Annotated in this window: 19 protein-coding genes; 3 read left to right on the forward strand and 16 right to left on the reverse strand. The window is 70.6% G+C overall.

Annotation, left to right across the window (positions count from 1 at the left end; all coding sequences use genetic code 11):
• Window position 1: 1 nt before the first annotated feature.
• From ACSYGO_RS13890 to ACSYGO_RS13900, 3 genes are all read right to left on the reverse strand, one after another.
• Window positions 2-1324, reverse strand: coding sequence for an ABC transporter substrate-binding protein (locus ACSYGO_RS13890; RefSeq protein ID WP_432177107.1), 1323 nt, complete (start codon window positions 1322-1324; stop codon window positions 2-4).
• Window positions 1325-1379: 55 nt separating this feature from the next.
• On the reverse strand, window positions 1380-3053 hold the full coding sequence (locus tag ACSYGO_RS13895; RefSeq protein WP_460386785.1) for a glycoside hydrolase family 13 protein: 1674 nt from the start codon (window positions 3051-3053) through the stop codon (window positions 1380-1382).
• A gap of 130 nt (window positions 3054-3183) precedes the next feature.
• Entirely contained in the window at window positions 3184-4455 is a 1272-nt protein-coding gene (locus ACSYGO_RS13900) for an ABC transporter substrate-binding protein (protein ID WP_460386786.1), read from the reverse strand.
• A 124-nt stretch (window positions 4456-4579) separates the two neighbouring features.
• Between ACSYGO_RS13900 and ACSYGO_RS13905 the strand changes: the two genes are divergently transcribed.
• Genes ACSYGO_RS13905 through ACSYGO_RS13915 form a run of 3 tightly spaced genes read left to right on the forward strand, consistent with a single transcriptional unit; the run spans window position 4580 to window position 8157 of the window.
• Window positions 4580-5086, forward strand: a complete 507-nt coding sequence (locus tag ACSYGO_RS13905) for a PadR family transcriptional regulator (RefSeq protein ID WP_028803429.1) — start codon at window positions 4580-4582, stop codon at window positions 5084-5086.
• Window positions 5083-5865 carry an ABC transporter ATP-binding protein gene (locus tag ACSYGO_RS13910; RefSeq protein ID WP_426676065.1) on the forward strand — a complete coding sequence of 261 codons (783 nt, stop codon included), beginning with the start codon at window positions 5083-5085 and terminating at the stop codon, window positions 5863-5865. The genes ACSYGO_RS13905 and ACSYGO_RS13910 overlap by 4 nt, the downstream gene beginning before the upstream one ends.
• A 6-nt stretch (window positions 5866-5871) precedes the next feature.
• Window positions 5872-8157 carry an ABC transporter permease gene (locus ACSYGO_RS13915; protein ID WP_426676064.1) on the forward strand — a complete coding sequence of 762 codons (2286 nt, stop codon included), beginning with the start codon at window positions 5872-5874 and terminating at the stop codon, window positions 8155-8157.
• A gap of 6 nt (window positions 8158-8163) precedes the next feature.
• On the opposite strand, the gene ACSYGO_RS13920 is transcribed toward ACSYGO_RS13915, so the two are convergent.
• From ACSYGO_RS13920 to uvrC, 13 genes are all read right to left on the reverse strand, one after another.
• Window positions 8164-9126: a hypothetical protein gene (locus tag ACSYGO_RS13920; RefSeq protein WP_460386787.1), complete on the reverse strand. Its 963-nt coding sequence runs from the start codon at window positions 9124-9126 to the stop codon at window positions 8164-8166.
• A gap of 96 nt (window positions 9127-9222) precedes the next feature.
• Window positions 9223-10875, reverse strand: coding sequence for a glucose-6-phosphate isomerase (pgi, locus tag ACSYGO_RS13925; RefSeq protein ID WP_460386788.1), 1653 nt, complete (start codon window positions 10873-10875; stop codon window positions 9223-9225).
• Between the two features lie 72 nt (window positions 10876-10947).
• Window positions 10948-12216, reverse strand: coding sequence for an MFS transporter (locus ACSYGO_RS13930; RefSeq protein ID WP_460386789.1), 1269 nt, complete (start codon window positions 12214-12216; stop codon window positions 10948-10950).
• Between the two features lie 468 nt (window positions 12217-12684).
• A complete protein-coding gene (locus tag ACSYGO_RS13935) occupies window positions 12685-13020 on the reverse strand; it encodes an RNA polymerase-binding protein RbpA (protein WP_003976875.1) in 336 nt (111 codons plus the stop codon).
• A gap of 236 nt (window positions 13021-13256) precedes the next feature.
• Complete coding sequence (gene secG, locus ACSYGO_RS13940; protein ID WP_218835031.1) at window positions 13257-13487, reverse strand: preprotein translocase subunit SecG; 231 nt, start codon at window positions 13485-13487, stop codon at window positions 13257-13259.
• A gap of 143 nt (window positions 13488-13630) precedes the next feature.
• Complete coding sequence (tpiA, locus tag ACSYGO_RS13945) at window positions 13631-14407, reverse strand: triose-phosphate isomerase (RefSeq protein ID WP_460386790.1); 777 nt, start codon at window positions 14405-14407, stop codon at window positions 13631-13633.
• 6 nt (window positions 14408-14413) lie between these two features.
• Window positions 14414-15625: a phosphoglycerate kinase gene (locus tag ACSYGO_RS13950; protein WP_426676031.1), complete on the reverse strand. Its 1212-nt coding sequence runs from the start codon at window positions 15623-15625 to the stop codon at window positions 14414-14416.
• 122 nt (window positions 15626-15747) lie between these two features.
• The gene (gap, locus tag ACSYGO_RS13955) at window positions 15748-16758 is read right to left on the reverse strand and encodes a type I glyceraldehyde-3-phosphate dehydrogenase (protein ID WP_095933550.1); all 1011 of its coding nucleotides are present in this window, start codon (window positions 16756-16758) and stop codon (window positions 15748-15750) included.
• A gap of 190 nt (window positions 16759-16948) precedes the next feature.
• A complete protein-coding gene (locus ACSYGO_RS13960; RefSeq protein ID WP_460386792.1) occupies window positions 16949-19906 on the reverse strand; it encodes a M14 family metallopeptidase in 2958 nt (985 codons plus the stop codon).
• Window positions 19907-20188: 282 nt separating this feature from the next.
• A complete protein-coding gene (whiA, locus tag ACSYGO_RS13965; RefSeq protein ID WP_345655399.1) occupies window positions 20189-21178 on the reverse strand; it encodes a DNA-binding protein WhiA in 990 nt (329 codons plus the stop codon).
• On the reverse strand, window positions 21169-22239 hold the full coding sequence (locus ACSYGO_RS13970) for a gluconeogenesis factor YvcK family protein (RefSeq protein ID WP_460386793.1): 1071 nt from the start codon (window positions 22237-22239) through the stop codon (window positions 21169-21171). Before ACSYGO_RS13970 ends, whiA begins: the two co-directional genes overlap by 10 nt.
• On the reverse strand, window positions 22236-23309 hold the full coding sequence (gene rapZ, locus ACSYGO_RS13975; RefSeq protein ID WP_432175815.1) for an RNase adapter RapZ: 1074 nt from the start codon (window positions 23307-23309) through the stop codon (window positions 22236-22238). Before rapZ ends, ACSYGO_RS13970 begins: the two co-directional genes overlap by 4 nt.
• A complete protein-coding gene (uvrC, locus tag ACSYGO_RS13980; protein WP_432175816.1) occupies window positions 23306-25351 on the reverse strand; it encodes an excinuclease ABC subunit UvrC in 2046 nt (681 codons plus the stop codon). The genes rapZ and uvrC overlap by 4 nt, the downstream gene beginning before the upstream one ends.
• Window positions 25352-25470: the final 119 nt, after the last annotated feature.

The raw sequence follows: 25470 nt of genomic DNA on the forward strand, positions 1-25470 counted from the left end.
ATCAGCCCTGGTACGCCTTGGCCGCCGCGCTCTCCAGAGCGGCCGCGGTGCCCTTGGGGTCGGACGGGTCGCGCAGGAAGTCCTGGAGGATCTTCCACTCACCCGTGCCCTTGGTGCCGCCGAACGCGGCGGGGGCCTGGTCGGACATGTCGAAGCGGACCGAATCCCCCGCGGCGACCAGCGACTTGGCGGTCTCACGGGTGACGTCGTCGCCGTAGGAGGCGAGGTCGAGCTTCTTGTTCGGGGAGAGGAAGCCGCCCGCCTCGGCCCAGACGGCGGACGCCTCGGGGGTCGCCAGGTACTCCAGGAACTGCTGGGCGGCCTTCTGGTTCTTGCCGTCCTTGAGCACGACGGCCGCGTCGCCGCCGCTGACCACGGGCGCCTTGCCGCCGCCGACCGCGGGGAAGGGGAAGAAGTCGGCGTCCTCGCCGATCTTCTTGCCGAACTGGTCCTTCGCGACGCCGGCCACGAAGTCGCCCTCGTACACCATGCCCGCCGCGGGCTTGGGTCCGAAGACCTTCTCCACGGAGCCGGGGAAGTCGGTGTTCAGCGCCTCCTTCTGGCCACCGGCTATGAGCTGCTTGTCCTTGAACAGCTTGCCGAGGGTGGTGAGCGCCTCGACGACGGTCGGGTCGGTCCACTTGATCTTGTGCGCGGCCAGCGCGTCGTACTTCTCGGGTCCGGCCTGCGAGAGATAGATGTTCTCGAACCAGTCGGTGAGGGTCCAGCCGTCCTGTCCCGCGACGGAGAAGGCCGCGAGACCCGACTCGGAGACGGTGTGCCCGGCCTTCAGCATCGCGTCGTACGTCGTCGGCGGCTTGACGCCGGCCTGGTCGAGGGCGTCGGGGCTGTACCAGACGGTCGACTTGTGGGCGGCCTTGAAGTACAGCCCGTACAGGGTGCCGTCGACGCTGCCGTAGTTCTTCCACACGCTCGCGTAGTTGGCGTCCACGGCCTGCTCGGTCTTCTGGGACAGCGGCCTGAGCCAGCCCTTCTTCGCGAACTGCTGGAGCACGCCGACCTGCGGGACCATGACCACGTCCGGGGCGTTGCCGCCCTCGATCTTGCTGCCGACGACGGTGGAGACGTTGTCGCCGGTGGAGGTGAACTGGGTCTTGGCGCCGGTCTTCTCGGTGAAGGCGTCGAGGACCTTCTGGAAGTTCTTCTGTTCGCTGCCGGACCAGACACCGGCCACGGAGATCGTCTGTCCGCTCAGCGACTTGCCGCCGCCCGCGGAGACGGGGCCGCCGCCGCAGGCGGTCGCGCCGAGGGCCAGGGCGAGGGTGGTGCAGCTCGCGAGCAGGGTCGTACGTCGTCGCATCATCGTTGATGTCCCTTCGAGGGCAGGAGGATTGACGTGCGTGCAAAGAGCAGGCGACTCAGGGGTTGGTGCAGTCGCTGATCCACCAGGCGGCCGTCGAGCCGGGCAGGACGCCGGGCGCGCAGGGGCCGCTGGACAGCAGGGGGGTGCCGGAGACCGGCGCGGAGGTGGGTGCCGTACCGAAGTTGACGGCGCAGACGAGGCCGTCGCCGCGGACGAAGCCGAGGACGCCGGGCGGCGTCTCCAGCCAGCGCAGCGTGCCCTCGCCCAACTGGGGCAACCCGGCGCGCAGTTGGAGCCCGTCGCGGTAGAGGTGCCAGAAGGAGCGGGTGTCGGCGAGGGCGCGGTCGGTGGCGTACTCGGCGAAGTAGGCGGGCTGCGGCAGCCACGGCTTGGCGCCCTCGACACCGGAGGTGAAGCCGAAGGGCGAGGCGGCGCCCGACCAGGGCAGGGGCACACGGCAGCCGTCGCGGATGCGGGCGCGGCTCCCGGTGCGGCGGTAGATCGGATCGGTGAGCACGTCGTCCGGCAGGTCGACGACCTCGGGGAGCCCGAGTTCCTCGCCCTGGTAGATGTACGCGGCTCCGGGCAGGGCCAGCATCAGCAGCGCGGCGGCGCGGGCCCGGGCGGCGCCCAGGCCGCTCCCCTCGGTGGTGGGTTCGCCGTAGCGGGTGACCGTGCGGACCTGGTCGTGGTTGTTGAGCACCCAGGTGACCGTGGAACCGGTGCCGGCGATGTCCTGCATGGCCTCGGAGACGACCTTGCGGAAGGCGTCGGCGTTCCAGGGGGCGCTGAGCAGGTCGAAGAAGAAGGCCTGGTGCAGCTCGTCGTGGCGCACGTACTCGGCGTGCTCGCGGGCGGTCGGTACGGAGACCTCGCCGACGAGCAGCCGCTCGTGGCCGTCGCGGGCGGTGTACTCCTCGCACACCGACCGCCAGTGGCGCCAGACGTCGTGCACCTCGGGCTGGTTCCAGGCGAGCGGGTTGACCGAGTCGCGGGTCCGCGCGTCGGCCTCGGGGTCGGGCGAGTCGGGCAGGTCGGGGTGCTTGAAGAGACCGGCGGCGACGTCGATGCGGAACCCGTCGACTCCCCGGTCGAGCCAGAACCGCAGGACATGCTCGAAGTGGGCGCCGACCTCGGGGTTGCGCCAGTTCAGGTCGGGCTGTTCGGGCGTGAACATGTGCAGGTACCACTGGCCCGGGGTGCCGTCCGGCCCGGTGGTCCGGGTCCAGGCGGGGCCGCCGAACATGGCGTGCCAGTTGTTGGGCGGTTCGACTCCGTCCGGTCCGCGGCCCTCGGCGAAGTGGAAGCGGGCGCGCGCTCGGCTGCCGGTCCCGGCGTCCAGCGCCTCCCGGAACCACGGGTGGTCGCTGGAGCAGTGGTTGGGGACGATGTCGAGGAGGACCTTGACGCCGAGCCGCCGGGCGTCCGTCATCAGCAGGTCGAACTCGGCGAGGTCGCCGAACAGCGGGTCCACGTCGCAGTAGTCGGCGACGTCGTAGCCGTGGTCGTGCTGCGGCGAGGGGTAGAAGGGGCTCAGCCAGATGCCGTCGACCCCGAGCTTCTTCAGGTAGGGAAGTCCGGCCCGGACCCCGGCGAGATCGCCTATGCCGTCCCCGGTGCTGTCCAGGAAGCTCCGGACGTACACCTGGTAGATCACTGCGTCGCGCCACCAGCGGTGCGTGTTGAGCGTCACCCGTTGACCTGTCTGTGCGTGCCTACGGTTATGCATGCATGTTAAGTAGGCGTGTCGCGCGGGTGTCAACGAAGAGGCGGAAGCTACTGAGAAGTTGGCCCCGAATATGCGGACTTATTCGGGCATCCGGAGACAGGTTGAGACCTTGGCGTTACTTAACAAGTAACTAGCGCTGGGAGATGGCGGCCAGCTCTCGCGCCAGCCGGCGCACCGCGCTCTCGGGGGTCTGGTGCCCGGTCAGCGCGTCGTGCACGACGGCCTGCACCACCAGGCTGACCTGGTCGTAGTGCGGGCTCTTGGGGCGCGGGGAGGCCGTCTCCACGGCGGCGCGCAGCGTCGGCAGATAGGGGAAGCGCCGGATCAGTTCGGGGTCGTCGTAGAGCGAGGCGCGGACGGGCGGCAGCGCGCCGCGGGTCAGGACCTGGCGCTGGACGCGCTCACCGGTCAGGTACGCGATCAGCCGCGCGGCCGAGTCGGGATGCCGGGCATGGGTGTTGACGGCCAGGTTGGACCCGCCGAGGACACTCCTGCCGGGACCGTCCGGTCCGGGCAGCGGTACGGCACCGACCTTGCCGGCCACCTCGGAACCCTTGGCCGAGGCGGCGACGTACGCGTAGGGCCAGTTCCGCAGGAAGAGCAGCCGGCCGTCCTGGAAGGCCTGCTTGGACTCCTCCTCCTTGTACATCAGCGCCCGCTGCGGGATCCAGCCCTCGCGCACCCCGCGGGCGAGGAAGCCGATGCCCTCGCGGGCCGCGTCGGAGTTCACCGTGACCCGGGTGCCCTCGTCGCCGAGGATCGTGCCGCCCGCCGAGTACACCGCCTCGGCCGCGTTGACGGTGAGGCCCTCGTAGGGCAGGAACTGGCCCGCGTAGCCGTCCAGCCCGTACTTCGGCGCGATGGTCCTCGCGTCCCGCTCCAGTTCGGCCCAGGTGCGCGGCGGCGGGACGCCCTCCTTGGCCAGCACGTCCTTGCGGTACAGGAGCAGCCCGGCGTTCGTGACGTACGGGACGGCGTACAACTGCCCGTCGTAGGTGGCCGTGTCGGTCACCGGGTCCAGGAAGGTCTTCAGCGGGAAGCGGTCGCGCGGCAGCGGCCGGATCCAGCCCGCCGCCGCGAACTCGGAGGTCCAGTTGACGTCGATGTTGAGGACGTCGAAGCGGCTGCGGTCGCCGCCGCGCAGGTCGGTGGTCATCTGCGCGTGGGTCTCGTCCGCGGAGTCCGGCAGCTCGACGAGGGTGACCTTCTCACCGGGGTGGGTACGGTTCCAGCCGTCGAGCAGCGGCCCCAGATAGCCGGTGAGGTCCCCCGCGGTGGCCAGGGTGAGCGGGCCGCGCCCCGTGCCGCGCCCTTCGGCGGCCCGCGCCCCGGAGGCGACGTAACCGGTCAGCACGACAGCCATGACCAGGAGGCCCCTACCGGCGGCATGCATCCACCGCATAGGTTCCTCCCTGTACACCGGCGCCGGGCGCCTTCGCCCGGAGTCAGAGGCCATGTATACCTGTTAGGTATGGGCGATACTAGGGCCTGCGGCACATTACAAGGATCCGAGGAGGAGAGCACGAGTGCGGCTGCCCCTCCTGGCCCTGCTGGCGCGTGGCCCGGCGCACGGCTATGAGCTCAAGCAGGACCTTGAGCAACTGCTGGGCTCCGCGTACCCTCAGCCGAACGTCGGCCAGGTCTATGTGACTCTCGGCCGCCTGGAGAAGTCGGGCCTGATCGAGGGCGAGGAAGTCGAGCAGTCGAGCCGGCCGAACAAGAAGATCTATCACCTCACCGACGCCGGGCGTGAGGCGCTGCGCGCCTGGTACGAGGAGACGGCGGACGAGCCGCGCGTCCGGGACGAGTTCTTCATGAAGCTCGCGCTCGCACCGCAGACCGGTCTCGCCGACCAGATCGCCCTGATCAACAAGCAGCGGCGCCAGTACCTGAACACCATGCGCAATCTGTCGAAGCTCGCCGCGGCCGAGAACCGGGACAACCGCATCTCCCAGTTGCTCATCGAGGGGGCCATGCTGCATCTGCAGGCCGACCTCGACTGGCTGGAGCGCTGCCAGGAGGAGCTGGAATGAACGCCGCCGATCCCGTTCCCGGGCCGCACGCCACGAGCGACCCGGTTCCGCTGCTGCGGGCCGAGGGCCTGGCCAAGACGCACTACGGCGAGGGTGCCCCCGCCCATGCCGTACGCGGTGTGGACCTCGCCGTGCGCAAGGGCGAGTTCGTGGCGGTCACCGGCCCGTCCGGCGCCGGGAAGTCGACCCTGCTGCATCTGCTCGGCGGGCTCCAGCGCCCGGACGCCGGCAGCATCTGGCTGGACGGCGAGTGCACCGACGGGTACGGCGAGGCCCGCTGGGCCGTGGAGCGCCGACGCCGCATCGGCATCGTCTTCCAGTTCTTCAACCTCGTCTCCAACCTGTCGGTCGCCGACAACGTGGAACTGCCCGCCCTGCTCGCCGGGGTCTCCCCCCGTCAGGCCCGCGCCGAACGCGAGCTGCTGCTGGACGAGCTGGGCCTGAAGGACAAGGAACGCAGCATGCCGGGCGAGCTGTCCGGCGGCGAGCAGCAGCGTGTGGCACTCGCCCGCGCCCTGGTCAACCATCCGCCGCTGCTGCTCGCCGACGAACCGGCCGGCAGCCTCGACAGCAAGGGCACCCGCGAGGTGACCCGGCTGCTGTCCCGCTTCCACCAGCGGGGCCAGACCATCGTGCTCGTCACCCATGACGCCCGCCTCGCGAGCGCCGCGGACCGGGTGATCAGTTTCTTCGACGGCCGTATCGCCGACGACGCGGAGCTCGGCGGCACTCCCTCGCGTGCGCCGGGCATATCCGGCGTGCTGGAACTGAAGGACTGAGCCGTCGTGCGGGCCACTCTGCGCTGGGCTCACGCCGATCTGCGCACACATCGCGGCGAGGCGCTGTTCATCGTCCTCGCCACCGCCGGCATCGTCGCCTCCCTGCTGCTGGCCGCCGCCCTCTTCGGGTACGCGACCAACCCGTGGCAGCGCGTCTTCAGCCAGTCGCAGGGCGCGCACGTGTGGATCCACACCGGTCCCTCCGCCGACCCGCGCAGACTCGCGGAGGTGGACGGCGTCACGTCCGTCGCGGGCCCCTATCCGACGGCCGGCGCCACCCTGGAGTCGCGCGGCACCCGTGCCTCCGTGGAGCTGCGCGGCACCGTCGAGCCTCCCGCCATCGGCCGGCCGCTGCTCACCGCGGGCCGCTGGCTCGACGTCGGCGCGCCGGACGGCGTGGTGCTGGAGAGCAGCCTCGCCCGGGCGCTGTGGGCGGAGCCCGGCGACATCCTCACCCTGCCCGGCACCTCGCGGACCCTGACCGTCCGGGGCGTCGCCGACAGTGCCGAGCCCAGCTACAGCCCCGGGGAACGACCGGGTCTCGTCTGGGCGCTCCCCTCGGCGCTGCCGCGCGCCACCGGCGGGCAGGTGACCGGGCTGCGGCTGGCCGATCCCGGGGACACGGACTACGCCGTACAGCGTGCCGTCACCCTGCTCGGCGCCGGAGCGGTCACCGAGGTCTCCGCCTGGCAGCAGGCGCGGGCCGAGGCGCAGGGCGACAACCGGCTGCTCGGCCAGGTCCTCGGCCTGTTCGGGCTGGGCGCCCTGGTCGCCGCCGGTCTCGCCGTGCACGGCGCGATCGGCACCCGGGTGCGCGGCCACCTCCGGGACATATCGGTCCTGAAGGCCATCGGGTTCACCCCCGGCCAGGTGGTGCGGATCTTCCTGCTCCAGCACGTGGCGTTCGCCCTGCTGGGCGCCGTGCTCGCGGCGGCGCTCACCGAGGGCCTCGGCAGCCGGATCCCCGGGCGACTCGGGGATGCGGTCGGCGTGTGGCAGGGACTGCCGGGGTACACGGCGGCGCTGTTCGCGGTGCCGGTCGCCGCGGTGCTGTTCATCGCCGCGACGACCGGGCTCGCGGCATGGCGGGCAGGCCGGGTGCCGCCGGTTCCGGGGCTGCGTGCCGCGGCACCGCTCGGCGGGCCGCTCTCGGGCCTGGCACGCGGGGCGCTCGGGCTGCGGCTGCCGTCGGCCCTGGTCCTGGGCTGGCACAAGGCGTTCACCCGGCGGCTCCGCTCGCTGGCCACCGTCGCCCGGCTGGCGCTGCCGCTGCTGCTCATCGTGGTGGCCATGAGCGCCTGGACCACCATGGACCGTTTCCACAGCGAGCCCGAGCAGATCGGTCTCGCCGCCGGTCTCACCGTGCGGGCCGACGACAGTCTGGGCGAGCCCGGTGTCCGGGCCCTGCTGGCCCGCAATCCGCAGGTCACCGCCGTCCACCCGGGCATCGAGGTGGCCGCACTGGCGCCCGGCCAGACGGGCACGATCGCGCTGCGCGGGCTCGGCACGCACGAGCACCCCTACCCGTTCTCCCTCGCGGAGGGGCGCCTCCCGAGCGGCCCCGACGAGGCCGTGGCGGGCCAGGGGCTGCTGGACCTGCTGGACGTGAAGGTCGGTGTCTGGATCCGGATGATGGTGGGTGACCGCCCGCAGATCCTGCACATCGTGGGGCGCAGCATCGAGCCGGAGAACAGCGGACGGGTCATCTCCACCTCACTGGACTCGCTGCGCGAGAACGACCCGGAGCTGCGGCCGAGCCTCTATCTGCTCCAGCTGCGCCAGGGCGCCGACCAGCACCGTGTCGCCGCCGCTCTGACCGCGTCCGGGCACGGGCACATCGACGTGCACGCGGTGACGAACCCCGCCGACGGGCTGTCGCCACTGCGCGCGGTCGTCGCGGGGCTGATCGCCGTACTGGCACTGATCGGCCTCATCGAACTGCTCACCGCCATCGGCGGGACCGTGCGCGAGGGCGAGCGGGACCTGCTGGCGCTGAAGGCGATCGGGCTGACCCCGCGGCAGATCACCGCGGTGACGGTGACGGCCACCGGATGCACCGCACTGGCCGCCGTCGTCGTCGGCACGGCGCTGGGGCTGCCTCTCGCGCACTGGCTGATCGACGCCCAGGGCAGATCGAGCGGCATCGGCGCCGGCATCGCCCGGGGGCCGTCCCCCGTCCTGCTGGTGCTGTTCGGCGTGGCCGCCGTGCTGGGCGCCGCGGCCGTCGCCGCCCTGCCCGCCGCCCGCGCCGCCCGCAGGCGGCCGGCGGACACGCTGAGCGCGGTGGCCTGAGCGCGGTCAGGACCCGGACGCTCCCGGACCGTAGGGATACGGGTACGGGTTCTGCGGCGTCCTCGGCGCGTAGGGGTTGCCCTGCGGGTTCGGCGCGTACGGGTGTCCCTGGGGCGGGAACGGGACGTACGGGGACCCCTGCGGCGGGTGCGGGGCGTACGGCCGGCCGGGCGGCGGTGCGAACCCGCCGGGCGGTGGGTACGCGGGCGGCTGCGCGGGGCGCGGCGTCGGCAGCGTCGCGGGATGCGCGCCCAGCCGGATCCCGTACCGGCGGCGCAGCCGGCTCATCTCCAGCGCCGCGATGGCCGTCACCGTCACCGGCGCGCCCAGGATGAAGACGATGCCCATCGTGAAGCCGAGCCCGTGCAGATCACCGGTGACCAGGTCGGGGATGGCCATCAGCCAGGTCGTCACCGTGGCCAGCAGCGGCGGCAGACAGCGGTGCACGGCGGCGGAGCCGAAGAAATTCCCCGACACCTGCACCGCGCCGTAGGCCACGACGCCGGTCAGCCACATGGCCGACAGACCGACCACGAGCAGCGCGGCCATGCCGAGCGAGGTGGACAGCTGCCACAGGAAGACCGTGAGGACCACCGTGCCGATGAAGAACAGCAGCAGCTTGAGCGAGTTGACCAAGGGGGTCCTGAGCTGCCGCACGGTCCCCGTGCGCCGCCATACGAAGAGCATCACGCCCACGGTCAGAGGCGTGATGAACAGCAGCACGGCGGACGCCGTGAGCATGTTCTCCAGCACTTCCGTGAAGTCGAACCTGCCCTGCACGAAGGTGTACACGCCGAACGCGGCGATCGCTCCCGCGATGACGCGTACGCGCTTGAGCCGTTCCACGGACGGGTCGAGGGACTCCGGGATCCACGCCGGGTGGAACAGCGCCTTCGCCACCTGCTTGGGTTGCAGGACCGACCTCGCCGACAGCCGCTCGCTCGTCCAGCGTCCACGCGTGCCGGCCAACCTCTGCTCCCCCGAGTCATCGCCTGCATGATCGCCCGGGGATTCTACGGGAAGCGGACGGACTCCCGCCGCCCGCTTCCCGCGATTCGGTGTGCCCTACCGTCCGCGCAGCTCGCGGTACTTGGCGACGAGGGCCTTCGTCGACGCGTCCAGACCGGGGACGTCGGCGCCTTCGGTCAGGGCCGGTTCGATCCGCTTGGCGAGGACCTTGCCGAGTTCGACGCCCCATTGGTCGAAGGAGTCGATGTTCCAGACGGCACCCTGGACGAACACCTTGTGCTCGTAGAGGGCGATCAGCTGGCCCAGCACGGAGGGGGTGAGTTCGCGCGCCAGGATGGTGGTGGTGGGGTGGTTGCCGCGGAACGTCTTGTGCGGCACCAACTCCTCGGGCACGCCCTCCGCGCGGACCTCGTCGGGGGTCTTGCCGAAGGCGAGCGCCTGGGTCTGCGCGAAGAAGTTCGCCATCAACAGGTCGTGCTGGGCGACCAGACCGGGCTGGAGGTCCTCCACCGGGTCGGCGAAGCCGATGAAGTCGGCGGGGATGAGCTTGGTGCCCTGGTGGATCAACTGGTAGTAGGCGTGCTGGCCGTTGGTGCCGGGGGTGCCCCACACCACCGGGCCGGTCTGCCACTGCACGGGGTTGCCGTCGCGGTCCACGGACTTGCCGTTGGACTCCATGTCCAGCTGCTGCAGATACGCGGTGAACTTCGACAGGTAGTGCGAGTACGGCAGCACGGCGTGCGACTGGGCGTCGTGGAAGTTGCCGTACCAGATGCCCAGCAGGCCGAGCAGCAGCGGCGCGTTGGCCTCGGCGGGCGCGGTACGGAAGTGCTCGTCGACCAGGTGGAAACCGTCGAGCATCTCGCGGAACCGGTCCGGACCGATCGCGATCATCAGGGACAGGCCGATCGCGGAGTCGTAGGAGTACCGCCCGCCGACCCAGTCCCAGAACTCGAACATGTTGGCGGTGTCGATGCCGAACTCCGACACCTTCCCCGCGTTCGTCGACAACGCCACGAAGTGCTTCGCGACCGCTTCCTGATCCGCCCTCAGCCCGGTCAGCAGCCACGAGCGCGCCGAGGTGGCGTTGGTGATGGTCTCGATGGTGGTGAAGGTCTTGGACGCGATGATGAACAGCGTCTCGGCCGGGTCGAGGTCATGGGTGGCCTCGTGCAGGTCGGCGCCGTCGACGTTGGACACGAAACGGACCGTGAGGTCGCGGTCGGTGAACGAGCGCAGCGCCTCGTAGGCCATCGCGGGGCCCAGGTCGGAGCCGCCGATGCCGATGTTCACCACGTTCTTGATGCGCTTGCCGGTGTGACCGGTCCATTCACCCGAGCGGACCCGGTCGGCGAAGCCGGCCATCTTGTCCAGGACCGCGTGCACGGCCGGCACCACGTTCTCACCGTCGACCTCGACGACCGCGTCCCGCGGGGCACGCAGCGCGGTGTGCAGCACCGCCCGCCCCTCCGTGACGTTGATCTTCTCGCCCCGGAACATGGCGTCCCGTAGCCCGAACACGTCCGTCGCGGCCGCCAGGTCGCGGAGCAGGCGCAGGGTCTCGTCGGTGACGAGGTGCTTGGAGTAGTCGATGTGCAGGTCCCCGACCTGGAGCGTGTAGCCGGTGCCACGCCCCGGTTCGGCTGCGAACAGGTCCCTCAGACGGGTGTCCGCGAGTTCCTCGCGGTGCTTGGCCAGAGCGCTCCACTCGGGCGTCTGGTTGAGCCTGGTACGGCTTTCTGCGTTCATCTCGGACTCCAGCCTTCTTTCCTGCCTGTGCTGCTGCGTACCTTGCCCCACTGCCGGTCCCAACCTAATTGATCAGGGCTTGACACGAGCTGTCGTCGCGCCGTCGTCCGGCTCGACAACAGATACGTCCGGCTTGAGCGCAGGTATCAGCGAGGTGACGGCGAGGGCGAAGAGGGCCGCCGCCAGGAGGGCGGGCTCGTTCAGCCCGTACGCCCCTGCCACGGCGCCGCCCAGCAGGGCGCCGAGCGGGGCCCCCGAGGTCGAGGTGGTCCGGAAGGCGGCGCTGATGCGGCCCACCATGGATTCCGGGCTGCGCTGCTGCATCAGCGTGACCTGGTTGACGTTCCACACCATGTTCATCAGTCCGAGCAGTGCCATGCCCGCGAGGAGGGCGCCGAGGTGCCGGACGGTGCCGATGAGCAGCAGCGACGACGTCTGCACGCATCCGGCCACCAGCAGGCTCCGGGCCCGTCCGACCCGCCCGGCGACACGCTGGGCGAGGAAGCCGCCGCAGAAGCTGCCGACCGCGTACGCCGTCATGGCCGCCGCGTACCCCGCGTCCCCCGTGTGCAGCCAGTGCGTGACGTGCAGGACGAGGGTGGCGATGAGCGCGCCCATGCCGATGTTGCACAGCAGGGTGGCCGTGCACACCGCGCGCAGCACCCGGTCGCGCCACAGGGCGCGCAGGCCGACGGCCACCTCGGCACGGAGCGTGCTGCCCGCGGGGCGGGGCTCCCTCCGGGGCGGCCGTATCCGCAGGGAGGCGACGAGCGCGGCGGCGAGGAGGTAGGTGACGGCGTCCGCGGTGAACGGCACGGCGGCCCCGGCGGCGAGCAGCAGCGGCACGAAGGGGCCGGCGAGCAGGCCGCCCGCGAGCTGCTGGCCGGTCATCAGCCGGGCATTGGCGCTGCCGAGGGCCTCGCGGTCCACCAGGGACGGCAGCAGGGCCGTGGACGCGTTGTCGAAGAGCGTCTGGAGGGTGGTCAGGCTGAAGGCCAGCGCGATCAGCAGGACGATCGAGGCGTGTCCGAGCGCCACGGTCAGGGCGAAGCCGGCCACCAGTGCGCCGCGCACGGCGTCCACGGCTCCCATGGCCCGCCGCTGGTCCACCCGGTCGGCGATCGCGCCCCCGAGCAGCCCGAACAGGAGCCAGGGGAGATAGCCGCAGGCGGTGACGGAGGCGATGACGAGCGGGGCGTCGGTGAGCCGCACGGCGAGCAGGGGCAGGGCGGAGTTGCGCAGCGCGTCCCCGAACCGCGACACCACGGCCGCCGTCCACAGCCTGCCGAATCCGCCGCGCCACGCGGGCGGGCGCACGCCCGCCGCCTCCGCCGTCGTCACAACGCCCCCTCCGGTTCCACCACTTCGAGAACCGTAAGGGCCGCCACTGACAACCGGCTTCGGAGCGGCCGGGGACACAGCACGTCCGGCTCCGCTGCCCGGCCACGCAGTCCGGCACAGACCGAGCCACCCGGCTGCGCGCCCCGGCACGACCAGAGCCAACGGGCCACGCGCTCCGGCGCGGCGCGAGCCAACGGGCCACACACACCGGCACGGCGCGAGCCACTCGACGGCGCACACCGGCACGACCCGAGCCACCCGGCCACGCACATCGGCACGGCGCGAGCCACCCGGCCACGCACTCCGGTCCGGCCCGCCGTCACGTCATGGCCCGGCTGCCCCGTACCACGTCGGCTCCGGGCGCGGGACCGGCGAGGCCGTACAGCGGCCGCTTGCGGCGGTGCGTGCCGCGGGGGGCGCGGAACAGCTCCGGCCAGGCACCTGTCGGTACCCGGCCGGTCTCAACTTCTAGATCTCGCCCCGCAGTTTGGCGAGCGCCTCGGCGAGGATCGCCTCGCCGTCCGCGTCGCTGCGGCGTTCCCGTACGTACGCGAGGTGCGTCTTGTAGGGCTCGGTGCGCGGCGGGTCCGGCGGGTTGTCCCGGTCCTGTCCTGCGGGGAAGCCGCAGCGCGGGCAGTCCCAGGTCTCGGGAACCTGCGCGTCGCTGGCGAAGCTGGGCTGAGTCTCGTGTCCGTTGGAGCACCAGAAGGAGATGCGCAGCCGGGGTGCGGACTCGCCGCGCTCGGCCTCACCCATCGGCCCCGCCCCGACCCGGCTTCCTCGGATCGCGTTGCCACTTGCCACGGTCGTAACTCCCTGCGTGATGGTGCCGCGAAGCGAGTCGGCGTGACGCTTCGCTGCGAGCGCCTCAGTCTACGTAAGGCCCAACGCGCGTCCAGTGATTGGAGTTACATCCCCACCCCTAGACGCAAGCCCCATGATAGGCCGCGCCTGAGGACGCGTACCGGACATGGGGCCATACGTGCGGAATGTGCTTGCGTAATGTGCAGTTGTGCTGCCGTACCGATGTCGGTCGGTGATCAGTTGTTGACCTTCATCAGGATGCCGAGCACGACGATGCACGCGAACCAGAGCAGACCGATCAGCAGGGTGATGCGGTCGAGGTTGCGCTCGGCGACCGAGGAGCCACCGACGGACGACTGCATGCCGCCACCGAACATGTCGGAGAGGCCGCCGCCCTTCCCCTTGTGCATCAGCACGAGCAGCATCAGCAGCAGGCTGAAGACGATCAGGGCGATCGAGAACCCCAAAACCACGGCTGGACTCCCTTTCCGAGAAATTCCCTCGGATCTTGATGGACGACGGGGGCCGAAGCCTACTGGGTGAGCGGTCCGCTCACTTTTCGAGGCTCCCGGCCCCCGCAAGGGTACGACGTATCGCGGCTACCGCATACTCACTGGTCGCGGAACCGGACGATCTTGACGAACTCGTCGGCGTCCAGGGAGGCGCCGCCGACCAGGGCACCGTCGATGTCGGGCTTCGCCATGATCTCGGCGACGTTCCCGGACTTCACGGAGCCGCCGTACTGGATGCGGACCTGGTCGGCCAGCTCCTGGGTGTACAGCTCGGCGAGCTTGCCGCGGATCGCCGCACAGACCTCCTGGGCGTCGTCGGCGCCGCAGACCTTGCCGGTGCCGATCGCCCAGACGGGCTCGTACGCGATCACGACGGACTCGGCCTGCTCGGCCGACAGGTCCTTGAGACCGCCCTCGACCTGCGTGAGCGTGTGCGTGACGTGGTTGCCCGCCTCGCGGACCTCCAGCTCCTCGCCGACGCACAGGATCGGGGTCAGGCCGTGCTTGTAGGCCGCCTTGACCTTGGCGTTCACGATCTCGTCGGACTCGGCGTGGTACTGGCGGCGCTCGGAGTGCCCGACGGCCACGTAGGTGCACTTCAGCTTGGCCAGCATCGAGCCGGAGATCTCGCCGGTGTAGGCACCGGAGTCGTGCGCCGAGAGGTCCTGGGCGCCGTACTTGATCTTCAGTTTGTCGCCGTCGACCAGCGTCTGCACGGAGCGCAGGTCGGTGAAGGGCGGCAGGACGGCGACCTCGCAGGCCTCGTAGTCCTTGTCGGCCAGGGCGAAGGCGAGCTTCTGGACGTGCGCGATGGCCTCAAGGTGGTTGAGGTTCATCTTCCAGTTGCCCGCCATGAGCGGCGTGCGCGTGCTCATGCTTGGTCAGTCCTCCAGTGCGGCGAGGCCGGGGAGCGTCTTGCCCTCGAGGTATTCGAGGGAGGCGCCGCCACCGGTCGAGATGTGGCCGAATGCCTTCTCGTCGAAGCCCAGCGTGCGGACGGCGGCGGCGGAGTCGCCACCGCCGACGACCGTGAAGGCCGGGCAGTCGATGAGGGCCTGGGCGACCGCCTTGGTGCCCTCGGCGTAGTCGGGGTGCTCGAAGACGCCCATCGGACCGTTCCAGAAGACGGTGGCCGCGTCGGCGAGCTTCGAGGCGTACAGCTTGCGGGTCTCGGGACCGATGTCCAGACCCTCCTGGTCGGCCGGGATGGCGTCCGCGGCGACGGTGGTGGGGTTGGCCGGGGCCTTCGTCTTGAGGTCGGGGAACTCCGTGGAGACGAGGACGTCCACGGGGAGGACGAGTTCGACGCCGTTCTTCTCGGCGCGCTCCATGTACTCCTTGACGGCCGGGACCTGGTCCTCCTGGAGGAGGGAGATGCCGACCTCGTACCCCTTGGCCTTGAGGAAGGTGTAGGCCATGCCGCCGCCGATGAGCAGGCGGTCGGCCTTGCCGAGCAGCTCGTCGATGACGGCGAGCTTGTCGGAGACCTTGGCGCCGCCGAGCGCGACCACGTAGGGGCGCTCGACGTCGTCGGTGAGCCTCTTCAGGACGCCGACCTCGGTGGCGATGAGGTAGCCGGCGTAGTGCGGGAGGCGGGCCGGGAGGTCGTACACGGAGGCGTGCTTGCGGTGCACGGCGCCGAAGCCGTCACCGACGTAGACGTCGGCGAGGGCGGCGAGGCGGTCCGCGAACTCGCCGCGCTCGGTGTCGTCCTTGGACGTCTCACCGGCGTTGAAGCGGAGGTTCTCGATGACCGCGACCTGGCCGGGCTGAAGGCCGTCGACGGCGTCGTGGGCGGCGGGGCCGACGGTGTCCTGCGCGAAGGCGACGGGGGCACCGAGGAGTTCGCCGAGCCGCTCGGCGGCGGGCAGCAGCGAGAAGGCCGGGTCGGGCGCGCCCTTGGGGCGGCCCAGGTGCGAGGCGACGATCACCTTGGCACCCGCGCCGGCGAGAGCCTTGACGGTGGGCAGGACGGCACGGATACGGCCGTCGTCGGTGATGCGGCCGTCGGCCAGCGGCACGTTCAGATCGGCGCGGACGAAGACCCGCTTGCCGTCCACGCCCGCGGCGAGAAGTTCGTCGATCGTCTTCATGAGTGGACTCCTAGGAGGGCTCTATCCGGAGAGCTGGACGATACGTGCACAGAGCAGGGCCCGGGCAACGCGCCCTTGCGCTGCCCGAGCCCTGCTCTCACGTCTGGGTACCTGCTCCGGACCTAGAGCTGGCCGCCGACGAAGACCGTGAGGTCGACGAGACGGTTGGAGTAACCCCACTCGTTGTCGTACCAGCCGAGGATCTTGACCGAGTTGCCCTCCTGGACCATGGTCAGGGAGGAGTCGAAGGTGCAGGAGGCCGGGTCGCCGACGATGTCCGAGGAGACGATCGGGTCCTCGGTGTAGGACAGGTAGCCCTTGAGGTCGCCGTCGTCGGAGGCCTTCTTGAACGCGGCGTTGACCTCGTCCTTGGTGACCTCGCGCTGGAGCGTCACGACCAGGTCGGTGGCCGAGCCGGTCGGGACCGGGACGCGCATCGCGATGCCGTCCAGCTTGCCCTTGAGCTGCGGGAGCACCAGGGCGGTGGCCTTGGCGGCACCGGTGGTGGTCGGGATGATGTTCTCGGCGGCGGCGCGGGCGCGGCGCAGGTCCGAGTGCGGGAAGTCAAGGATGCGCTGGTCGTTGGTGTACGCGTGCACCGTGGTCATCAGGCCCTTGACGATGCCGAAGTTCTCGTCGAGGACCTTCGCCATCGGCGCCACGCAGTTGGTGGTGCAGGAGGCGTTGGAGATGACGTTGTGCTTCGCCGGGTCGTACTTGTCCTGGTTGACGCCCATCACGATCGTGATGTCCTCGTCCTTGGCCGGAGCCGAGATCAGGACCTTCTTGGCGCCGCCGGCGATGTGCTTCTCGGCGTCGGCCTTCTTGGTGAAGATGCCGGTCGACTCGATGACGATGTCGACGCCCAGCTCGCCCCACGGGATGTCGGCGGGGTTGCGCTCGGACAGCACCTTGATGGTGTGGCCGTCGACGGTGATCGTGTCGGCGGTGTGCGACACCTCGGCCTTCAGACGGCCCAGGATGGTGTCGTACTTGAGCAGGTGAGCGGTGGTCGCGGTGTCACCCAGGTCGTTGACAGCCACGATCTCGATGTCAGCACCCTGCTCCAGCAGCGCGCGGAAGTAGTTACGACCGATGCGGCCAAAGCCGTTGATGCCTACGCGGATCGTCACGAACCGATCTCCTCGTTGGTACGCCGGTTGCGAGACCGGCGAGCTGTATGGGATGTCCCCGACCGCCTACGACCCTACCTCCCTGAGGCGGCTGTGGTGACATCCAGATGCCCCATACACGGCAGGGCGTTCCGTACCCGCCAGTAGGGGTACGGAACGCCCTCCGCGTTGACGACGCTGTCACACAGGGTCAGCCGCGCAGCGCCGTGAGTGCCTTGCCGACGAGGGCCGCACGGTCGGCCGCCGCGGTGACGTGCTCAAGGCCGAAGCCGAGCAGCACGGTGTCCTTCGTGGTGACCGCTCCATATGTCTTGAACAGCTCCCCGTAACGCGCCCAGTCCTTCAGGACGGCCGGGCTGCCCGGGGGCGGACCGGAGACCTTCCAGGGGCCGAAGGATGTCTCGAAGCCTTCGGTCTCGGTGGCCGTGCCGCCGACGACGACGGAGGCGTCGTCCGCGAGGACGCCGTGCCCGCCGCTGCCCGGGTCGGTGATGTAGGCGAGGGAGACCTCGACCGACTTGCCGGCGTACGCGCTCAGGTCGAAGGAGACCTGCTGCCATCCGCTGGAGGCGCCCGTGAAGCTGTTCCACACACCACTGGTGCCGGTGTTGGTGCAGCCGGTGGAATTCACCGTCAGGTACCGCTTGAGCCAGGGGTGTTCCCTGACGAGGAACCCGGCCTCGCACTCCGTGGGCACCGCGGTGCTGGTGGCGCCGCCCGCCTCCGGGAGTGTCGTCCAGTCGTCGGCCCCGCTCGTGTGGGCCTCGAGCACCGCGTGGTCGTAACCGGGCTCGGTGTCCCACAGCAGTTGGGTGCGCAGCGTCGGCCTGTCGGCGGCGCTGACCCCGGTGAGGTCGATGGTGCGGGTGAGTCGCTTGTAGCCGTCGTCGGTGTGCACGGCGGCGGCCATGGAGGAGCCCGCGTAGGGCCCGTACGGGTTGACGGTGCCGGCGAACTGGCCCGCTCCGGCGCTGGACCCGAACTGCGGGTACTGCGTGGCCGACAGCGAGTCCGAGGTGACGGCGTACGTGCCGGCCGCGTTCAGCGGGTTGCCGGGCGCGTCGCCGAGCGTCCCCGTGGCACCGGCGAGCTTCCCGGCCCCGTTGAAGCCCTTGGCGCCCGGCGTGGACGTACGCGAGTAGGCGCCCAGGTAGTACTGGCTGAAGTCGTTCGAGAGGGTGCCGCCGCCGAGGTCGACGCTGCCGCCGGCCAGCTCGCCGGCCTCGATCAGCTTGCCGCCCTCGTTGAGGAACGCCCGCAGCTGGAGCTGGGTCGCGTTGCCCGGCCGTACGCCGCCCGTGTAGTGGACGACGGTCTTGACGTGGGCGAGCACGCCGAGCGCGTCGGGCGCGCCCTGCGTCGCGACGTCCCAGACCAGCGGCTTCCTGCCGTTGGCCTTGAGCGCGTCGACGTACGTCTGGGCCTGCGAGGCGGTCGCGCCCTCCTCGGCGACGACGAGCGTGTCGACGCGGGGCAACTCGGCCACGGTGTAGGTGAAGTGCGTGCTGGAGGTGGGCTTGCCGCTCTTCGTCTCACCGGTGAACCAGACCTCGACCTTGTCGCCGGGGCCGCCGTCCTGGACCTTGGCCCGGTACTCGTCGAAGTAGAGGTTGTCGTCACCGCCGTAGGTCTCGCCGCCGCGCCAGGGCCGCAGCGTCATGTCGTGCGTGCGTCCGCCGTTGACCCGGTACTTGAGCTCCTTGTCGCGCACGGACTTGCGGACGACGACGGAGACTTCCTGGTCGGCGCCGCGGGAGTACGAGGTGGTGAACGCGGCCGGCGTGAAGTCGGGCGCGGCGATACCGACCGAGGACGACGGCTGGTCGGGGTGGCTCGCGGTCTCGGCGACGGAGAGCGCGAACGGGACGTTCTTCTGGAACTCCTGCTGGATCAGCTTCTCGTCGTCCGGGAAGGTGAAGACCGAGGCGCAGTCCGCCGCGTTCCAGGCGTCGTTCGGGTCGAGGTTCGACACGGTCTGGCAGGTCGACATCTCGGGGGTGAACATCGCGATGCCGTTGACGTTGCCCGCGTGGCCGTCCGCCTCACCGTTGGTGGTGTAGAGCTCGGAGGAGACCTGCGGGTGATATCCGGGGATCGCCGAGTTCTCGGGCGTCCCGGCGAGCGACTTGTAGAGCACGTCGTCGGGCGTCGGCGTCGCGACCTGCCAGCCGACTCCGTACAGGAGCAGTTCGGCGGCCGAGTGGTAGTTGATGCCGTACGTGAAGCCGATGCGCTTCTCGAAGGCGTCGACGGCCTTGGTCTCGGGCTCGGAGGCGGGGCTCGTGCCGCGGTAGGTCTCACTGGTGGGGTTCGGGGACGAACCCTCGTCGTCGTAGCCCCACTTGTAGGCGAAGTTGCGGTTGAGGTCGACGCCGTCCCCGGTGGAGATGACTCCGTCGCCGTTCACGTCGCGGAGATTCTTGCGCCACTGGCGCGTGTCCTCGCTCTGGAACGTGTAGTCGTAGCCGTCGGGGTTGGCGGACAGCACGAACCACAGCTCGGTCGAGTCGACGATCTTCTTGACGCGCTTGTCCGTCTTGTAGTTGTCCAGGTAGTAGTGCATCAGACGCCGCGTCATCTCCGGCGTGATCCACTCGCGCGCGTGCTGGTTGGACATGTACAGCACCGACGGTTTGGCGCCGTCCGAGGTCTTCTTGGCGCCCTTGGTGAGCTTGAGCGCCAGAATGTCCTGGCCCTTGATTGTCTTGCCGATGGAGACGACCTTGGTGAGGCCGGGGTTCTCCTGCGCCGTCCGGACGATCTCCTCCTGGAGATTGCCCTTGCCGCTGTACGGGCGGAACACGCCCTGGGCGGCGTCCTCGACGCGGTCCTCGGCCTTGGCCGAGAGGGTGTGCTCGGTGAGTTCGACGCCCTGTTGCTCCAGCTTTCCGGCCTGCTGGTCGGTGGCGTAGACCTCGACCGTCGTCTTCCCGTTCTTCCAGGTCTGGTCGCCGAGTTCGTGGCCGTCCTGTCCGGCCGCGAGCAGCAGGGGTATCTGCTGCTTGGTGACCTCGGCACGGAACACCTTCACGGCGTTCGCGTCGGGCTTGGGTGAAGTGCCGTTCTGCGCCTGGGCGATGGGTGTCGTTCCCGCACCGCCCAACAGGAGCGCGCCGGTGGCGAGGATCGCTCTCGCTCTTCGTCTCATGAGCCCCCCTTGCACTGGTCCGCCACAGCAGCGAACAGATGCCAGGCTCATGACACTTCATGATCGAGTCAAGAGTGCCTCAAGGACGAACAAACGCCGGTGCCGGCACCCAAGTGGGCGTCGGCACCGGCGTATTGACGATCGACACGAGGCGGGACCTCCGGGCTCCGGGCTCCGGGCTCCGGGCTCCGGGCTCCGGGCTCCGGGCTCCGGGCTCCGGGCTCCGGGCTCCGGGCTCCGGGCTCCGGGCTCCGGGCTCCGGGGATCGTGGGCCGCCCGGCGTCAGCCGACGAGGTTGTCCGCCATCTCCTCGGTGAGGTTCGACTCCGTACCGGGGATGCCGAGGTCCTGGGCCCGCTTGTCGGCCATCGCCAGCAGGCGGCGGATACGGCCCGCGACGGCGTCCTTGGTCAGCGGCGGGTCGGCGAGCGCGCCCAGCTCCTCCAGGGAGGCCTGCTTGTGCTCCATGCGCAGCCGGCCGGCGGCGGCGAGGTGCTCCGGCACCTCGTCGGCGAGGATCTCCAGGGCACGCTGCACGCGGGCCCCGGCGGCGACGGCGGCACGGGCCGAGCGACGCAGGTTGGCGTCGTCGAAGTTGGCGAGGCGGTTCGCGGTGGCGCGGACCTCGCGGCGCATCCGCCGCTCCTCCCAGGCCAGCACCGACTCGTGGGCACCCAGCCGGGTGAGCAGCGCGCCGATCGCGTCACCGTCCCGGACGACCACGCGGTCCACGCCGCGCACCTCGCGGGCCTTCGCCGCGATCGAGAGCCGGCGGGCGGCGCCGACCAGGGCGAGCGCGGCCTCCGGACCGGGGCAGGTCACCTCCAGGGAGGAGGACCGGCCCGGCTCGGTGAGCGAGCCGTGGGCGAGGAACGCTCCGCGCCAGGCCGCCTCCGCGTCACAGGTGGCCCCCGAGACCACCTGTGGGGGCAGTCCCCGGATCGGGCGGCCGCGACCGTCCACAAGACCCGTCTGGCGGGCCAGCTGGTCGCCGCCCGCGACGACGCGCACGACGTAGCGGGAGCCGCGGCGCAGTCCGCCGGGCGCCATCACGATCAGCTCCGAGCTGTGGCCGAAGATCTCCAGGATGTCCCGCTTCAGGCGGCGTGCCGCCATCGCGGTGTCCAGCTCCGCCTCGATCACGATGCGCCCGCTCACCAGGTGGAGGCCGCCGGCGAACCGCAGAATGGCGGAGACCTCCGCCTTTCTGCAGCAGGTCCGCGTGACGGGAAGCCGGGAGATCTCGTCCTTCACCGCTGCCGTCATCGCCATGGGCCGATCCTTCCATGCATCCGAAAAATACGGTCGTACGCGGCTGCCAACAGCTCCGGGTCGTGCCGCGGAGATCCGTCGGTCCGGGCCACCGGCGCCAGCTCGACCGCGGCGCCGAACCCCTTGGCGGCGTCGGTGAGTGAGTCGCGGTCGGGCACGGCGGCCTCGTCGGCCAGCACCACGTCCAGGGCGAGTTTAGGGGCGTGTCGCCCCAAAACCTCCAAATGACGCTGCGGGGAGAAGCCTTCGGTTTCTCCGGGCTGCGGGGCGAGGTTCAGGGAGAGTACCCGGCGGGCCTTGGTCTGCGTGAGCGCGTCCAGCAGCTCCGGGACCAGCAGATGCGGGATCACGGAGGAGAACCAGGAGCCCGGGCCGAGGACCACCCAGTCCGCGTCCAGGACCGCCGCCACCGCCTCCGGGACGGCCGGCGGGTCGTGCGGCACGACGTGCACGGACTGCACCTCGCCGGGCGTGAGCGCCACCGTGGCCTGGCCCCGTACCGTGTCGACGTCGTCGGGCCGGTCCGGGTCGTGGCCCTTGACCAGGGCCTGCAGCTCCAGGGGTACGGCGGACATGGGCAGCACCCTGCCCTGTGCGCCCAGGAGTCTGCCGACCAGGTCCAGTGCCTGGACGTGGTCGCCGAGCTGCTCCCAGAGGGCGACGATCAGCAGATTGCCGACGGCGTGTTCGTGCAGGTCGCCCTTGGACTGGAAGCGGTGCTGGATGACCCGCGCCCAGGTCTGGCCCCAGTCGTCGTCGCCGCACAGCGCGGCCAGGGCCTTGCGCAGGTCGCCGGGCGGCAGGACGCCCAGCTCGTCGCGCAGGCGCCCGCTGGAGCCTCCGTCGTCGGCCACGGTGACGACGGCGGTGAGGTCGCCGGTGATCCGGCGCAGCGCGGCGAGCGAGGCGGACAGGCCCATGCCGCCGCCGAGGGCGACGACCTTGGGCTGGGTGCCCCGACGGCGCGGGCGCCCGCCGCGCGCCTCGGCGGGCGTACCACCCCGTCCGTCCGGGGTGGTACGCCGCAGCCTGCTCAGCCGCAGTGCGGCACGTCCTGTCATTCGCGTCCCATGTCACGGTGCACGACGACGGTCTCCACACCCTGGGAGGCGAGTCGCGCGGCCAGCTTCTCGGAGGTGGCGACCGAGCGGTGCTTGCCGCCGGTGCAGCCGACCGCGATGGTCACATACCGCTTGCCCTCGCGGCGATACCCGGCGGCGATGAGCTGGAGCAGCTCGGCGTAGCGGTCGAGGAACTCCTTGGCACCGGGCTGGTTGAAGACGTAGGCCGCGACCTCTTCGTTCAGGCCGGTGAAGGGGCGCAGCTCCGGGACCCAGTGCGGATTGGGCAGGAAGCGCATGTCCACCACCAGGTCGGCGTCGACCGGCAGGCCGTACTTGAAGCCGAAGGACATGACGGTGGCCCGCAGCTCGGGCTCCTCCTCGCCCGCGAACTGGGCGTCCATCTTGGCGCGCAGCTCGTGCACGTTCAGGCTGGAGGTGTCGATCACCAGGTCGGCGTCGCCGCGCAGCTCGCGCAGCAGCTCGCGCTCGGCGTCGATGCCGTCGACGATGCGGCCGTCGCCCTGGAGGGGGTGCGGGCGGCGCACCGACTCGAAGCGGCGCACCAGGGCCTCGTCGGAGGACTCCAGGAACACGATCCGCCGGGTGACGTGCTTCGACTCCAGGTCGGCGAGGGACTCGCGGAGGTTGTCGAAGAAGCGGCGGCCGCGTACGTCGACGACGACCGCGATCCGCGCCACATTGCCCTGGGACCGGGCCCCGAGCTCCACCATGGTGGGGATCAGGGCGGGCGGCAGATTGTCGACGACGAACCAGCCGAGGTCCTCCAGACACTTGGCCGCCGTCGAGCGGCCGGCTCCGGACATGCCGGAGATGATCACCAGCTCGGGGATGGCCGCGTCGGGGACCCCGGCCGTCTCGATGCCCGTACCCACTTGTGCTCCGTCTTCCTGGGGTGCTTCGCCCGCCAGGTGATCCTCGCCTGCTTTCCTGTGCGCCTCGTCCGCGGGCGCCGCGTGCGGCGCTTCGTGTGCGGGCGCTTCGTGTGCGGCACCGGCTCCTGGGCCCTGCGGCTGCTGTTGTTCTTCGCGCGCGTCGTGCTCGGTCATGTCTCCTGCCCCCGTCGCTCGTCAGAGGCGCCCGCGGTCACGGGCTCCTCCGGGGAGCCCGCCGTCGATTCGGGCACCCCGTCTTCCTCGTCTCCCATGATCTCTCCAGTCGCCGTGTTCACGGCGGGCGCGGCCGGGGCCGCCTGGGCGAGTGCCACGGCGATGGTCTCCGCCGTCTTGCGGCCTATGCCGGGAACCTCGCAGATCTGGTCGATTGTCGCGGATCGCAGCTTTTTGACCGAACCGAAATGCTTGATCAGCGCCTGCTTGCGCGTCTCGCCCAGGCCCGGCACGTCGTCCAGGGGGCTGGACCGGAAGCGCTTGGCCCGCTTGGCGCGCTGGTACGTGATCGCGAAGCGATGGGCCTCGTCACGGACCCGCTGGAGCAGGTAGAGGCCCTCGCTGGTGCGCGGCAGGACGACCGGGTCGTCCTCCTCGGGCAGCCAGACCTCCTCCAGACGCTTGGCCAGGCCGCACACGGCGATGTCGTCGATGCCCAGCTCGTCGAGGGCCCTCTTCGCCGCCGCGACCTGCGGCTGTCCGCCGTCGACCACGACGAGCTGGGGCGGGTAGGCGAACCGCTTGGGACGGCCGTCCTCCTCGGTGAGCGCGCCCTCGCCGTCGGCCCACTCCCCCGTCTTCTCCTTCTCCGCCAGGTAGCGCCGGAAGCGGCGGGTGATCACCTCGTGCATCGACCGGACGTCGTCCTGGCCCTCGAAGCCCTTGATCTGGAAGCGGCGGTACTCGCCCTTGCGCTGGAGCCCGTCCTCGAAGACGACCATCGAGGCCACCACGTCGTCGCCCTGGAGGTGGGAGATGTCGTAGCACTCGATCCGCAGCGGCGCGCTGTCCAGGTCGAGGGCCTCGGCGATCTCCTCCAGGGCACGCGAGCGGGTGGTCAGGTCGGACGCGCGCTTGGTCTTGTGCAGGGCGAGCGACTGGAGCGCATTGCGCTGGACGGTCTCCATCAGCGCCTTCTTGTCGCCGCGCTGCGGGATGCGCAGCGACACGTTCGAGCCGCGGCGCTCGGTGAGCCATTCCTGGACCGGCTCCACGGGGGCGGGCAGCGCCGGGACGAGCACCTCCTTGGGGACGGAGTCGCCCTTCTCCTCGCCGTAGAGCTGCTGGAGCGCGTGCTCGACCAGGTCACCGGTGGTGACGGCCTCCACCTTGTCCGTGACCCAGCCGCGCTGGCCGCGCACGCGCCCGCCGCGTACGTGGAAGATCTGCACGGCGGCTTCGAGCTCGTCCTCGGCGACGGCGATCAGATCGGCGTCGGTCGCGTCGGCGAGCACGACCGCGCTCTTCTCCATGGCCTTCTTCAGGGCCTCGATGTCGTCGCGGAGGCGCGCCGCCCGCTCGTACTCCATCTCCTCGGCCGCGTCCGTCATCTGCTTCTCCAGGCGGCGGATGTACGTCCCCGTACGCCCCGCCATGAAGTCGCAGAACTCCTCGGCCAGTTCGCGGTGCTCCTCGGCGGGGACACGGCCCACGCACGGGGCGGAGCACTTGCCGATGTAGCCGAGGAGGCAGGGGCGGCCGGTGCGGGCCGCGTTCTTGAAGACGCCCGCGGAGCAGGTGCGGACGGGGAAGACGCGCAGCAGCAGGTCCACGGTGTCGCGGATGGCCCACGCGTGGCCGTAGGGGCCGAAGTAGCGCACGCCCTTCTTCTTCTGGCCGCGCATCACCTGGACGCGGGGGAACTCCTCGTTCATCGTGACCGCGAGGTACGGATAGCTCTTGTCGTCGCGGTACTTGACGTTGAACCGGGGGTCGAACTCCTTGATCCAGCTGTACTCCAGCTGAAGCGCCTCGACCTCCGTGGACACCACGGTCCACTCCACCGACGCGGCCGTCGTGACCATGGTGCGGGTGCGCGGGTGGAGATTGGTCAGGTCCTGGAAGTAGTTCGCCAGGCGCTGGCGCAGGCTCTTCGCCTTTCCGACGTAGATCACCCGGCGGTGCTCGTCGCGGAATTTGTACACCCCGGGCGAGTCCGGGATCTGTCCCGGCTTGGGGCGGTAGCTGGAGGGGTCGGCCATGTCACACACCCTACTGGCGGGGACCGACAGCGCGGCGGGCTCCCGGCCGTGCCTGTGGACAGAACCCCCGGGGCGGCTCGGACGCTCCCGCGGGGCCGTGTCACCGGCCCGCGACCGCA

The organism is Streptomyces krungchingensis (assembly GCF_054729265.1).

Excerpts from the sequence above, each read along its gene's own strand:
- ACSYGO_RS13960 (WP_460386792.1), bottom strand. The coding sequence starts at position 19,906 with ATGAGACGAAGAGCGAGAGCGATCCTCGCCACCGGCGCGCTCCTGTTG.
- tpiA (WP_460386790.1), bottom strand. The coding sequence starts at position 14,407 with ATGAGCACGCGCACGCCGCTCATGGCGGGCAACTGGAAGATGAACCTC.
- ACSYGO_RS13895 (WP_460386785.1), bottom strand. The coding sequence starts at position 3,053 with ATGCATAACCGTAGGCACGCACAGACAGGTCAACGGGTGACGCTCAAC.
- whiA (WP_345655399.1), bottom strand. The coding sequence starts at position 21,178 with ATGGCGATGACGGCAGCGGTGAAGGACGAGATCTCCCGGCTTCCCGTC.
- ACSYGO_RS13900 (WP_460386786.1), bottom strand. The coding sequence starts at position 4,455 with ATGCGGTGGATGCATGCCGCCGGTAGGGGCCTCCTGGTCATGGCTGTC.
- ACSYGO_RS13950 (WP_426676031.1), bottom strand. The coding sequence starts at position 15,625 with ATGAAGACGATCGACGAACTTCTCGCCGCGGGCGTGGACGGCAAGCGG.
- rapZ (WP_432175815.1), bottom strand. The coding sequence starts at position 23,309 with ATGACCGAGCACGACGCGCGCGAAGAACAACAGCAGCCGCAGGGCCCA.
- ACSYGO_RS13970 (WP_460386793.1), bottom strand. The coding sequence starts at position 22,239 with ATGACAGGACGTGCCGCACTGCGGCTGAGCAGGCTGCGGCGTACCACC.
- uvrC (WP_432175816.1), bottom strand. The coding sequence starts at position 25,351 with ATGGCCGACCCCTCCAGCTACCGCCCCAAGCCGGGACAGATCCCGGAC.
- ACSYGO_RS13910 (WP_426676065.1), top strand. The coding sequence starts at position 5,083 with ATGAACGCCGCCGATCCCGTTCCCGGGCCGCACGCCACGAGCGACCCG.
- ACSYGO_RS13890 (WP_432177107.1), bottom strand. The coding sequence starts at position 1,324 with ATGATGCGACGACGTACGACCCTGCTCGCGAGCTGCACCACCCTCGCC.
- pgi (WP_460386788.1), bottom strand. The coding sequence starts at position 10,875 with ATGAACGCAGAAAGCCGTACCAGGCTCAACCAGACGCCCGAGTGGAGC.